Annotated in this window: 9 protein-coding genes; 6 read left to right on the plus strand and 3 right to left on the minus strand. The window is 40.9% G+C overall.

Annotation, left to right across the window (positions count from 1 at the left end):
* Positions 1–6: 6 nt before the first annotated feature.
* Complete coding sequence (gene mutS, locus D7Z94_RS14810; RefSeq protein ID WP_120713144.1) at positions 7–2,589, minus strand: DNA mismatch repair protein MutS; 2,583 nt, start codon at positions 2,587–2,589, stop codon at positions 7–9.
* Between the two features lie 240 nt (positions 2,590–2,829).
* Between mutS and D7Z94_RS14815 the strand changes: the two genes are divergently transcribed.
* Complete coding sequence (locus tag D7Z94_RS14815) at positions 2,830–3,372, plus strand: RNA methyltransferase (RefSeq protein ID WP_120712380.1); 543 nt, start codon at positions 2,830–2,832, stop codon at positions 3,370–3,372.
* 107 nt (positions 3,373–3,479) lie between these two features.
* Here the strand turns inward: D7Z94_RS14815 and folK are convergent, their stop codons facing one another.
* Positions 3,480–4,625 (minus strand): 2-amino-4-hydroxy-6-hydroxymethyldihydropteridine diphosphokinase, encoded by a 1,146-nt coding sequence (gene folK, locus D7Z94_RS14820; RefSeq protein WP_120712381.1) that lies wholly within the window; start codon positions 4,623–4,625, stop codon positions 3,480–3,482.
* Between the two features lie 69 nt (positions 4,626–4,694).
* Here folK and sppA point away from each other — a divergent pair, with 69 nt between their 5' ends.
* From sppA to D7Z94_RS14835, 3 genes are read left to right on the plus strand one after another with little or no spacing between them, the layout of a single operon-like run.
* Positions 4,695–6,455, plus strand: a complete 1,761-nt coding sequence (gene sppA / locus D7Z94_RS14825) for a signal peptide peptidase SppA (RefSeq protein WP_120712382.1) — start codon at positions 4,695–4,697, stop codon at positions 6,453–6,455.
* 3 nt (positions 6,456–6,458) lie between these two features.
* Positions 6,459–7,169, plus strand: a complete 711-nt coding sequence (locus D7Z94_RS14830; protein ID WP_120712383.1) for a queuosine precursor transporter — start codon at positions 6,459–6,461, stop codon at positions 7,167–7,169.
* Positions 7,170–7,212: 43 nt separating this feature from the next.
* Positions 7,213–9,933: an AsmA-like C-terminal region-containing protein gene (locus tag D7Z94_RS14835; RefSeq protein WP_120712384.1), complete on the plus strand. Its 2,721-nt coding sequence runs from the start codon at positions 7,213–7,215 to the stop codon at positions 9,931–9,933.
* Position 9,934: 1 nt separating this feature from the next.
* Here D7Z94_RS14835 and D7Z94_RS14840 read toward each other — a convergent pair whose 3' ends face one another.
* Positions 9,935–10,729 carry a DUF2797 domain-containing protein gene (locus D7Z94_RS14840; protein WP_120712385.1) on the minus strand — a complete coding sequence of 265 codons (795 nt, stop codon included), beginning with the start codon at positions 10,727–10,729 and terminating at the stop codon, positions 9,935–9,937.
* A 66-nt stretch (positions 10,730–10,795) separates the two neighbouring features.
* Between D7Z94_RS14840 and D7Z94_RS14845 the strand changes: the two genes are divergently transcribed.
* Positions 10,796–12,310 carry a GH3 auxin-responsive promoter family protein gene (locus tag D7Z94_RS14845; protein WP_120712386.1) on the plus strand — a complete coding sequence of 505 codons (1,515 nt, stop codon included), beginning with the start codon at positions 10,796–10,798 and terminating at the stop codon, positions 12,308–12,310.
* A 39-nt stretch (positions 12,311–12,349) separates the two neighbouring features.
* Positions 12,350–13,480, plus strand: a complete 1,131-nt coding sequence (locus tag D7Z94_RS14850; protein ID WP_120712387.1) for a helix-turn-helix domain-containing protein — start codon at positions 12,350–12,352, stop codon at positions 13,478–13,480.
* The last annotated feature ends 84 nt before the right edge of the window (positions 13,481–13,564 follow it).

Raw genomic sequence — 13,564 nt, forward strand, 5'->3', positions numbered from 1 at the left:
ATGCCTTTACGAGCTCGCTTTTTCGTTCTTGGTCAACAAACGTTTTATTTCATTCAATTTCATAAGGGCCTCTACTGGCGTGAGAGTGTTGATGTCCAAATGGGTAATCTCTTCCTTAATCTCTTCCAAAAGCGGATCATCCAGGTTAAAGAAACTCAATTGCATTTCATTTTGCACGGTCTGGAGCTTATGGGTCAGTTCTTCGCTGGAATGTGATTTTTCCAGCTTCTTCAAGATTTTATGGGCCTTATGGATAACTTGTTGCGGCATTCCGGCCATTTTTGCCACATGGATACCAAAGCTATGTTCGCTGCCCCCGGGAGTTAGTTTTCGAAGAAAAAGGACCTTGTCCTTTAGCTCTTTTACAGAAACATTGTAGTTTTTGATACGCTCAAAAGTTACGGCCATTTCATTAAGCTCATGATAGTGCGTGGCAAAAAGGGTTTTGGCCCTGGCTGGGTGTTCGTGCAGATACTCCGAAATGGCCCAAGCGATGGAAATCCCGTCATAGGTACTGGTTCCTCGTCCTATCTCGTCCAAGAGTACAAGGCTGCGTTCGGAGAGGTTGTTCAAGATAGAGGCGGTTTCATTCATTTCTACCATAAAAGTAGATTCACCCATGGAAATATTGTCACTGGCGCCCACCCTTGTAAAAATTTTGTCCACGACACCAATTTTTGCATCTTCCGCAGGTACAAAACTTCCTATTTGAGCGAGGAGCACAATCAATGCGGTCTGCCTTAAAATAGCCGATTTACCACTCATATTGGGCCCGGTAATCATAATAATCTGTTGATTTTCCCGATTCAACAAAACATCGTTGGCAATATAGGCTTCCCCTAAGGGCAATTGTTTTTCAATAACCGGATGTCTCCCATTTTTGATTTCGATTTCAGTGGAATCATTGATTAAGGGTTGTACATAGGAATTTTCCCGTGCCAATTGCGTAAATCCACAAAGGCAGTCCAATTGGGCAATTTGATGGGCATTGTTCTGAACAGGTGCAATATATTCCTGCATCCACACTATAAGTTGGGAGAACAGTTGTTGCTCTAAGCTTAAGATCCGTTCCTCGGCCCCTAATATTTTTGCTTCGTATTCCTTAAGTTCTTCTGTAATGTACCGTTCCGCACTGACCAAGGTCTGTTTTCGGATCCATTCATCGGGCACCTTGTCCTTATGGGTATTCCGTACCTCAATATAATAGCCGAATACGTTGTTAGAGGCTATTTTGAGTGAGCTTATACCCGTACGCTCGGTTTCCCGTTCCAACATTTTGTCCAAGTATTCCTTGCCAGAATACGCAAGTTCCCGCAGCTGGTCCAATTCTTCAGAATACCCTTTGGCTACCGTGTTGCCCTTCTGTATGTTCATAGGGGCCTCCTCATGGAGCATTTCCTTGATTCGCGTTCTAAGCATATCACAGGAATGCAATTGATCTCCAATGGATTGTAATGATTTATCGTTACTTTGTACGCCCAATTGTTTTATCGGGATAACGGATTCCAATGAATTTTTGAGCTGGATAGTCTCCTTGGGATGGATTCTGCCCGTGGCTACTTTGGAAATGAGTCGCTCCAAATCGCCCATTTGCTTAATATGATGCTGAAGTTTTTGAAGGATATCCTCATGCTGGGATAAATATGCAATTACTTGGTGCCGCCTTCTTATTTTTTCTATATTTTTCAGGGGTAGGGCCAGCCAGCGTTTTAGCATTCGTCCGCCCATTGGGGATAAGGTTCTATCCATAATATCTAAAAGCGTAACCGCTTCGGCATTGACCGAATGGTAAAGTTCCAGATTTTTAATGGTAAAACGATCCATCCAAACATGCTCCTCCTCCGCAATGCGTCTCAGGGCAGTAATGTGTTGCAATTGTCTATGTTGGGTCTCGGAGAGATAATGCAACACCACACCGGATGCCATAATACCGTAAGTAAGATGATCTACGCCAAACCCCTTAAGTGTGGTCGTCTTAAAATGGGAGTTGAGCATTTCCAGGGCATAATCGTCTTGGAACACCCAATCCTCTATATAAAATGAATGATAATTGGCGCCAAAAACTTCGGAAAACTCTTTTTTATGTGCCTTGGAAACCAATACCTCATTGGGCCCAAAATTTTGTAATAATTTATCGATTTGTTCCTCATCTCCCTGGGCCGTAAGGAACTCCCCCGTGGAAATGTCCACAAAGGAAACCCCCAACATCTTGCTTCCAAAGTGAACGGCGCATAAAAAATTGTTCGTTTTTGCATGGAGGATATCATCGTTCATGGCCACCCCTGGAGTTACCAATTCAGTAACGCCCCGTTTTACTATGGTCTTTGTCATTTTCGGATCTTCCAGTTGATCACAAATAGCAACGCGTTGTCCGGCCTTTACCAATTTAGGAAGATAGGTGTTCAAAGAGTGGTGGGGAAAGCCGGCAAGTTCCGTACGGTCACCGCCATTGTTCCGATGTGTTAGGATGATGCCCAAAATTTGGGAGGCTTTAACTGCATCCTCGCCAAAGGTTTCATAAAAATCGCCGACACGAAATAGCAACAGGGCATCGGGATATTTCGTCTTGATGGTGTTGTATTGCTTCATCAAGGGAGTTACCTTTTTTATTTTTGATGTATTGCCCAAAGCGATTTTAATCGTTTATTTTTACAAAAAATGACTCGAACGAATGTACCGATTTTGCGAGTCATTGAAAATGGATGTTGATATTTATGGATAAGTTTTCCCATACAACATAGACTCAAAATCCTTTGGGCAAGCTTACCATGGAACCAAAGAATGAATCTTGATGGTTTAACCTGAAATATAGAATCCCAATACCCAAAAATGCGTAAACTTAGAAATGAGGAACTGGAACGTTTGGATGTGATTGCATTCAAAAAGACGCCTAAATCCCCTATTGTTATTGTTCTCGACAATATCAGAAGTCTTAACAATATTGGTTCGGTATTTCGGACAGCTGATGCTTTCTTGATCGAAAAAATCCATTTATGTGGTATTACCGCTGTTCCACCGCACAAGGATATCCATAAAACGGCCTTGGGCGCAACGGAAAGTGTATCATGGGAATATCATGAAAATACGGTGGAGTTGGTACAAGGACTTAAAGCTCGGGATTTTTGCGTTATGGCTGTTGAACAGGTGGAACATGCTACAATGCTGAACCAATTCTCCGTTAATGCTGATAAAAAGTACGCTTTGATTTTTGGCAACGAGGTAAAGGGGGTGTCCCAGGAAGTATTGGGTCTTTGCGACGGTGTATTGGAAATCCCGCAACATGGTACAAAACACTCTTTAAATATTGCGGTAAGTGTAGGTGTCGTCGTCTGGGATCTTTGGTCAAAACTGCATAAAATAAAAATGCCCTAACAAAAATGCTAGGGCAGAAATATATAGTTTGAGTTAGTTAGTTGCTTAATTGAGGGTGCAATAACGTAAATCCATAGGTATTGTGCAAGAAATTTGCCAAAATTGTGTTAATTGAATTGATGAAGCGCAAAGTTTTGGATGGTCCGTACCACAGTTTTGTAATCATCCCGATCCTCCACAAAATCCATTTGACTAATATCTATGGTCAGGCAATTATCCTTCGGATAGCTTTTTAAAAAATCAAAATAACCCCTATTGATCTTTTCAAGATATTCTGGACCAATATTCCGTTCATAATCCCGCCCCCGCTTCTTAATATTCTCCAATAAACGTTCCGTAGTCTGGTACAAATACACGTAGATTTGCGGTTTTTTCACTTCCTTGTACATGAAACCAAAAATTTTTCGGTACAGCTCAAACTCCTCTTTTTGCAGTGTGACCTGTGCAAAGATCAACGACTTAAAAATATCGTAATCACTTATCATAAAACTCTTGAAAAGGTCGTACTGAGAGGTATCATCCATAAATTGTTGGTAACGGTCCGCTAAAAATGACATCTCCAAAGGAAAGGCATAGCGGCTTTGATCTTCATAAAAACTGGGCAAAAAAGGATTTTCTGCAAACCTTTCCAAGACCAGTTTGCCATTAAAATCGGTTGCCATTCTTTTGGCCAAGGTAGTTTTTCCCGCACCAATATTTCCTTCAATGGCAATAAACTGAACACTTGAAAAAAGTGCTTCCCGAGAGGGAAACAAAGTATGATCGGTCTTTTTGGGAGCATTTCGATCTTTGCATTCCTGCAGGAGATTACGGGTATCTTTCTTCAGAAGGGGATGGTAATGTTGTGGTGCAATATCTGCCAATGGCCTTAATACAAAACGACGTTCATGTAATTTGGGATGGGGAATGGCGAGCTGGTCCGTATCAATTATCTCGTTTTCGTAGTATAAAATATCGATGTCCACAGTTCTGGATGTATACTCCTTTCCGTTTCGGCGTGTTCTCCCTAATCGCTTCTCAATGGACAAAAGACAATTTAGGATGTCCAGTGGTGGTAAGGCAGTCCTAAGGGATATACAGATATTGTAAAAATCATCTCCCTCAAAACCCCAAGAAGCGGATTCGTATACACGGGAAATGGCAACAACTTCACCAATTTCCTCATGAATATGAAATAGAGCCTCTTGGATATTCAAAAATCGATTTCCCAGATTGCTTCCAATGGAAAGATATGTCAGATTTGTTGCCTCCATAGATCGAACAAAATAAGTAAAACAAAATCACTTTGGTTATCTTTGGAAGGAATTCTAACAAAGCGTTGCGTGAAATTTTTAAGAAATCTGTTGGCCGCGATACTGGGATGTATGATTGCCTTTGGAATCATCGTGGTAATAGCGATGATATTTCTAAGCCTGGTAAGCAATATAGAGGATACCCCTAATATTAAGGAAAATTCCATTTTGGAACTTCAAATACGACGCCCGGTAAATGATTATGTGGGCACCAATACAATGGATCCGTTTGCTGGGATTTTTGAAGATTCCCAGGGGTTGGACGACATTCTACAGGCCATTGAAACCGCCCGGGAAGATGCTAAAATCGAAGGCATAAGTATCAGTAATAACTTTATAATGGCGGGACTGGCGCAAACCCAGGCAATCCGCAAGGCACTCTCTAAATTTCGTGAAAGCGGTAAATTCATATATGCTTATTCGGATTACTTTACGCAAAAAGATTATTATTTGGCAAGTGTGGCCGATTCAATTTTCTTGAATCCCGTCGGCGGAATGGACTTTAAAGGGTTATCTTCTGAAGTATTATACTTTAAGGATTTTCAGGAGAAGACAGGGGTGAAAATGGAAGTAATACGGCATGGAAAATACAAAAGTGCCGTAGAGCCATTTTTGTCCAATGAGATGAGCGACGCCAACCGAACCCAGATCAAGGAGTTGTTAGGATCGTTGTGGAACTCCATGGTAACCGAAATTTCCGAGAAACGCAATATACCCGAAGAAAATTTGAATGTCATTGCGGATACCTTGGGGGGAAGGACACCGGAATATGCAGTACGGAGCCGTTTGGTGGATTCCATCATATATTTTGATCAATACGAGGAAAAGCTTAGGAACGCTTCCGGTGTGAACACCGGTGAGACACTAAATTATGTGCAATTGGATGACTATATGGGCTATTCCAATACCCAAATAAAAACGACCGGAAGGGACAAAGTAGCCGTGGTTTTTGCACAGGGTGAAATTATATATGGTGAAGGTGGCCCCGATGTAATCGGGCAGGGCATTATTAACGAAGCTATTATAAAAGCACGTGAGGATGATGCCATCAAGGCCATAGTACTCCGCGTGAATTCTCCCGGAGGAAGTGCCTTGGTTTCCGATATTATTTGGCGGGAAATTGAACTGGCCAAAGCGAAAAAACCAGTCGTGGTCTCCATGGGGAATGTAGCTGCTTCCGGAGGCTATTATATAGCCGCAGGAGCGGATAAAATATTTGCGGAACCTACAACGGTAACAGGATCCATTGGTGTATTCGGCACAATTCCGAACATCGAACAATTGGCCGAGAATATTGGAATCAACGCAGAACAAGTGGGAACCAATAAAAACTCAATAGATTACTCCCTTTTTGAACCCATGACGGATAATTTTAGAAAAGTGGTACAAGAAGGTATAGAGGAGACCTACACGACTTTTTTACAGCGAGTATCCCAAGGTAGGGGTATTTCAATGGCCCAAGCGGATAGCCTTGCCCAAGGTAGGGTATGGAGTGGGGTGGATGCCAAACGATTAGGTTTGGTAGATGAACTGGGTACCTTGGAAGATGCTATCGGCGAAGCCGCCAAATTAGCGGAACTGGAGAGCTATGGCATTAAAAAATACCCAAAATACAAATCGGGTTTTGAGCGTTTCATGGAAGATTTGGGTGGTTCCAGTGCAAAGACCCGTGAAAGTATCATTGAAAAGGAAGTTGGCCTTGAAGCCTATAACATTATAAAACAGATAAAGATTGCCATGGAGCAAAAAGGTATTCAGGCTCGGATGCCTTTTATTCTCAATATTAAATAATTTATGACCAAAAAGGACAAGAAATTGGCCTACCAGATCTATCTCTATCTGGGGGCACTGTTCATTACCTCGTTGGTGGTGTCCAATCTGATTTTCCAAAAATTCTTCTATTGGAATCCCTTCGGAAAGATAGAGCTCTTTGGAGCTCCCTTGTTTGAAATTTCGGTGGGTGTATTGCCTTATCCCGTTACTTTTTTAATTACAGATCTTATTTCTGAAATTTTTGGAAAGAAAAAGGCCAACCAGATTGTAACAGCAGGTATTTTTGCCTCCTTCTTTTCCATGGGATTCATTTATATTTCCGATGCGGTACCGGCTATACCTTCTTCCCCTATTGATGATGCCCTTTTTGAAAAGGTCTTCGCTCTTTCTCCAGTAGCGGTTTTGGCTTCTATGCTGGCCTATCTTGCCGCGCAATATGTGGATATCGCTATTTATCATTTTTGGAAAAAATTGACTAAAGGAAAATACTTATGGCTACGGAATAACTTTTCTACTTTTCTATCGCAATTCATTGACACATTTACGGTAGTAGGACTGTTATGTATTTTTGGGGTATTGCCTTGGAGCCTGTTTTACGGACTTGTTATCAGCGGTTTCATTTTTAAGATATTTATAGCATTTCTGGATACCCCTTTTCTCTATTTCTTCGTATATCTTATTAGAAGACGGTTTAAACTTGCCATTGGCGAGGAAATCGACTTGGAAGCATAATAAAGAACGCTTTTTTAAGTTTTAATCGAAGAATATACATACTATGAAAAAGAAGGCCCTCCGAATTCTTGCTATTTCCTTGCTGTTGGTCATTGCCTTATTGGTGGCGATTCCCTTTTTTCTCGAAGCCAAAATAGGAGATATCCTTAAGAACAATGTCAATGCCAATGTAAATGCACATCTCGATTTTACCGATGCTCGTTTAAGCCTGCTCGGCAGTTTTCCGAATGCCGAGGTCACCTTGGAAAATGTAACCTTGCTTAATACTACACCATTTGAGGGGGATACCCTTTTTGCGGCAAGAATGATAGGTTTAAAAATGGGTTTGGGCGAATTGTTTAAATCACAAGGTGACCCTATTGGCATCAAAAATTTTCAAGTGGACGGTGCACAATTGAATATCAAAATCGATAGTGCGGAAAATGCCAATTATGACATTGCCAAGAAATCCGAGATAGAGGACGTAACGGAACAGCCTACAAATGGTTTCTCCTTTAACTTGGAATCCTATGGGATTACAGAATCCCAAGTTTCGTATACCGATTTGGCAACAGGTACCAGTTTGGTACTATCCGATCTCCAACATAGCGGAACAGGAGATCTTTCGCTGGAAACATCCGAATTGGATACACAGACCCAGGCACAGGTGACTTTTGGAATGGACAGCACCAATTATTTGAGCAAAAATAAGCTGAAACTGGATGCCTTGATAGGGATAGACTTAAAGGAAAATAAATATACCTTTTTAAAGAACGAAGCTCTTATAAACCAATTACCTTTGATATTTGATGGATTTGTAAAAGTAAATGAGAAGAATCAAGAAGTGGCTATTAGTTTTGAGACGCCATCGTCCGACTTTAAAAATTTCTTGGCCGTAATTCCAGAAGAATACTCCAAGAATATTGAAAATGTAAAAACTACCGGAAATTTTACCGTGAAAGGAGATATCAATGGAGTGGTCGACGAAACACATATTCCGAAGTTCAACATCAGTATAAATTCTGAAAACGCCTCCTTTAAATATCCGGATCTGCCCAAATCGGTTCGTAATGTTTTCATTGATACGGAAATCAGCAATACTACGGGCATTACCGAGGATACGTTTATTACCATTGAAAAACTGTCTTTTAAAATTGAGGAAGATCAGTTTAACATGACCTCAAAAATCTCGGAACTTATGGGTAATACCAAGGTCAATGCCCATATTGATGGTACGATGAACCTTGCCAATATCTCCCAGGCCTATCCGGTTCCTGCTGATTTGAACTTAAGCGGAATCTTGAATGCAGATGTCACAACGGCCTTTGATATGACCGCTGTGGAAAAAAAGCAATACGAAAAGACAAAAACGGTCGGAAATGTTGGCATACGGAATTTTGAATACGGTTCCACCGAAATTGCCAACCCCGTAAAACTGAATTCTGTGGCCATGAGCTTCACTCCCGAAACGGTAAATCTTGAACAAATGAACGGGATTACGGGCCAAACCGATTTTGACATAACCGGCAAAATCAGCAATCTACTAGGGTTTATGTTCAATGATGAAAAGGTGCAGGGTAATTTCAATCTAAAATCGAACACTTTCGCCTTAAATGATTTTATGGTAGAGGAAACAATGGATACTTCGGAAACCAAGTCCGAGGTTCCGGAAGCTACGGAAGAAAAAATAAAGATTCCTTCCTTTTTGGATGTAAGCATCAATGCTGCGGCAAATACCGTGATCTATGATAATATTAGTTTAAAGGATGTGAAGGGTAATCTTCGCATTAAGGACGAGAAAGCGGTTTTGAGCAATATGACCTCCTCAATTTTTGATGGTCAAATGGCCTTTAATGGAGAGGTCTCTACCAAGGATGAAACACCCACCTTTGCCATGGAACTGGATATGGATCAATTGCAGATAGGGGAGACTTTTGAGGCTATGGAAATGTTTCAGGTCTTGGCACCCATCGCCCAGGTTTTAAAAGGAAAATTGGATACCGAAATAAAGCTTTCCGGAAATTTGACGGAAGATTTTACCCCTGATCTCTTAACATTGACCGGAGATTTGCTGGCCAATGTAATGACCCGGGAAATCAATACCGAGCAGGCTCCATTACTTTCTTCATTGGACGGTAAATTGGATTTTGTTAACCTAAAGGAACTGGACCTAAAGGATTTGAAGACCAAACTTTCCTTTGAGAACGGCCTGGTAAGTGTAAAACCTTTTACGATACAATATAGGGATATTGCCATTAACGTGGACGGAGGCCATAGTTTTGATAGAAAACTGGACTATAAGGCTACTATGGAAGTGCCAGCCAAATATTTGGGCAAACAGGTCAACGATTTAATTGCCCAGATGGATGATGGGGATTTGGAAACGCTTACTGTTCCCATAACCGCAAACATTGGAGGGGACTATTCCAGTCCCAATGTAAGTACCGATTTAGCTTCCGGAGTTAAAAACTTGACTGGCCAATTGGTGGAGATTCAGAAGCAAAAGCTTCTTAATAAAGGAAAGGATAAGGCCGCGGATTTAATTGGGGGGTTACTATCTGACAATTCATCCGAAAATGATTCTACTCAAAATGAGGATTCCACTTCGGATGGGGTCAAAGCGGTGTTAGGTGGTATCTTGGGCGGCAACAAGAACGAAAAGGATAGTACTCAAACGGAAATAGACTCCTTGGCTGCTCCAAAAAAAGATCCGGTAGAAGAAGCGGCAAAGGGTATTTTGGGAGGTTTGTTCGGAAAGAAAAAGGATACGGTCAAAAAGGAGTAGTTCAATCGATACTCAATCCCACATAATATCCTTCGCTCCCACGAATGTTAAAGACCGTATTATCCTCAAAAATGAGGTACTGCCCCTTAATCCCCTTTAGGATACCCTTATAGCTTGGGTTTTTATTAAGGTTTAGACTATTCACCTTTTCGGGATATTGAAGTACGGGAAACTGTAAATGGGTTTCTTTATTGGTATCAATATAATATTCCGAGGCCTCTTCGGGAATATATTCCTTTAACCGATCCCGCCAATCCACCAAGTTTTCATCCTTTACATCATTGGTTAGCATTTTACGCCAATTGGTCTTATCACTAAGGTGGTCCTTCAACGCCACTTCTGTAATACCCGCCAGGTAGCGATTGGGCACTTCTACAATTTCTATGGCCTCATGGGCACCTTGGTCGATCCATCGGGTAGGTACCTGTGATTTTCGGGTTACCCCTACTTTTATGTTGCTGCTATTGGCCAGGTAAACGATATGTGGTTGCAATTGCACTTTTTTTTCATACTCCAGATCACGGTCCTCCTTGTCCAAATGAGCAGTACTAAGTTCGGGTCGCATGATCCAATCCCCAGCAGTCGGAACTTCATAAAAACAGGTCTTACAGAACCCCTGCCGGTAAATAGGCCTGTCCCGTCCGCAGTTTAGGCATTGGAATTTGATGAAGTCTATCTGCAGGTGCTTGTCCAATATCTGGTTCATGTTCAAAAAATCGTTCTCGAACACCAAATAATATTGAATGGGCGTACCCACCTCCGTCTGCATCTTTTGTAAAACACCCTCGTACTGCATAAAAGTATTTCTTATTTGAAAATAATAAGGATTAAAGCTAATTTAGGCGGATAAAGATACCCAAAAATGCCGATACCGCTATTTAATTCCATTGCCTCGTGGTTACTTAAAAAACGTTATCACCAGATAGAACTTTTTCTGAAGTATCCCTTGGAGGTACAGGCTGAGGTATTACAACAATTACTTGAAATAGCCGAGGACACGGAGTTTGGGAAAAAGTACGATTTTGAATCCATTCCGGATTATGAAACATTTAGGGACAGAGTACCTATTATATCCTATGAGGAATTGGAGCCGGATATAGAACGTACAAGGAAGGGGGAGCAGAACATATTTTGGCCAACATCCATAAAATGGTTTGCCAAAAGTAGTGGTACTACAAATGCAAAGAGCAAATTTATTCCGGTAAGTTCCGAGGCCCTTGAGGACTGTCATTATAAATCCGGGAAAGATTTACTTTGTTTGTATCTTAACAATAACGAGAATTCCCAATTGTTCGCGGGCAAAAGCCTTCGGTTGGGCGGTAGTAAGGAACTATATGAGGACAATGGATCTTTTTTTGGCGACCTTTCGGCTATTCTAATAGATAATATGCCCCTTTGGGCAGAGTTTAGTAGTACCCCCAGCAGTAGGGTATCGCTTATGAGCGAATGGGAAAACAAACTAAAGGCTATAATACATGAAAGTACCCAGGAAAATGTAACAAGTCTTGCCGGGGTTCCCTCATGGATGCTTGTCTTGTTGAACAATGTGCTCGAGGAGACCGGGAAATCGCATCTGTTCGAAGTCTGGGAGAATTTGGAAGTATATTTTCACGGAGGGGTAAGTTTTGTTCCGTATAAGGAGCAATATCAAAAACTTTTACCTCGGAAGAATTTCAGGTACTATGAAATTTATAATGCTTCGGAAGGTTTTTTCGCCATCCAAGATCGTAATAATGCCGACGACCTTTTGTTAATGCTGGATTACGGTATTTTTTATGAATTCATTCCTATGGACTGCTATGGGACCCCTCTTGAAAAAGCGATTCCACTTTGGGAGGTAAAAACAAAGACCAACTATGCCATAGTAATTACCACCAATGCTGGATTATGGCGATACAGAATTGGGGATACCGTACGGTTTACATCAACGGACCCTTATAGGGTCAAAGTAACTGGGCGTACCAAGCACCATATTAATGTCTTTGGAGAGGAATTGATAATTGAAAATGCGGAGGAGGCCCTAAAAAGTATTTGTAAAAAGACCGGGGCGGAAATAAAGGATTATACGGCAGGTCCCATTTTTATGTCGGGCAGAGGAAAGGGTGCGCATGAATGGATCATTGAATTCAGAAAACCACCGGAGAAAATCGATTACTTTACTGAGTTTTTGGATAATGCCTTAAAATCACTCAACTCCGATTATGAGGCCAAGCGCTATAACAACATTACCTTAAAGATGCCCAAAGTGCATGTTGCCAGGGAGAATCTTTTTTATGATTGGTTGAAATCCAAGGACAAGTTGGGCGGCCAACATAAAATACCGAGATTATCCAATACAAGGGACTACATAGAGGAATTGCTCCAAATGAACAAATAATAGTATCTTAGACAATAACCGTTCCACCAACCCTATGTCATGACCGCTGTTTTCAATTTTCTTATGATTGCAGGGGCCGTACAGGGTTTTGTTTTTAACATAGCTACGTTTTTTTCAAGAAAGAAAATAGAGAAAACTATTCTTTTCTTGAATCTGTTCGTTTTTTTTCTTTCATTGAATAATCTACAGTCCTGGTTGATTGATAAAGGTTTTGTTTCCTCCCATGGCTTTTGGCAAGATTTTATAATACCCTGGTATGTTCTGATTGTGCCGATGTACTATGCCTTTTTGATATCCTATCTTGAAATTGAAAGAAAAAGATGGACATTTATCCTAATATCAGGAGGCATTTTTTTATTGGAGTTTTTAACCCGAAGTTGGGTTACCTACATGGTTTACGATGGTGTATGGAATCAGCATCGGTTGAATGATTATAATATCTTGGAGGACACTTTAACCCTGTCCTACTCTCTGTTTCTTTTTTTTAAAGCGTACCGCATACTATACAAATATGAAGGATTGCACAGTCCTATCTTGCTGTTTGATAATCTTCACTGGCTTAAACGGTTTATGTCCATGGGCGGGCTTGTGTTTGTTTTATGGATGACAGCTATTTTTTTTAATCTTACGGGAATGGTTGAACAACCCTATAGCTATTATCCCTTGCGCTTGGGGTCTTCCATCTTAATTTATTGGGTAGGGTACCAGGCTTTCTTTCAATATGTGATTTTAAAGGATAGAATAGTATTGCGGGGGGTGATCCGAAACAAACGGATTACAAAAGGTAAAAATGATCAAAGAGGTTTGCCGGATCTTGATAGAAGCCAAAAAGAAGCAAATACCTTTAAGGAAATTCAGACCTTTATTTTGGGGGAACAGCATTATTTGGATCCTTATTTAAGTCTGGAAAGTCTTTCCCGGGAAATGAACACCAGCACGAGCAGCTTGTCTAAATTGATAAACACTTATTCCGAGGGTAATTTTTCAGACTATATCAATAAATTTCGTGTTGAGGAGGCAAAGAAATTATTGTCCCATCCTGATTATGATGCGTATACCATAGTAGCAATAGGCTTGGAGTGCGGTTTCAATTCAAAATCTACATTTTATACTGCTTTTAAAAAATTTACGGGAAAGACTCCTACACAATTTAGAGCGGAACATTCTTAAAAGTGTTACCCTTGTCCGAAATCTTGTGGTCTGGATAATCTTGGACACTCCCTGTTGATAGCCCATTAATTTTGTTTTCGAAAA

Origin of the sequence: Ulvibacterium marinum, assembly GCF_003626755.1 — a bacterium.
In the GTDB taxonomy this organism is placed as follows: Bacteria; Bacteroidota; Bacteroidia; order Flavobacteriales; family Flavobacteriaceae; genus Ulvibacterium; species Ulvibacterium marinum.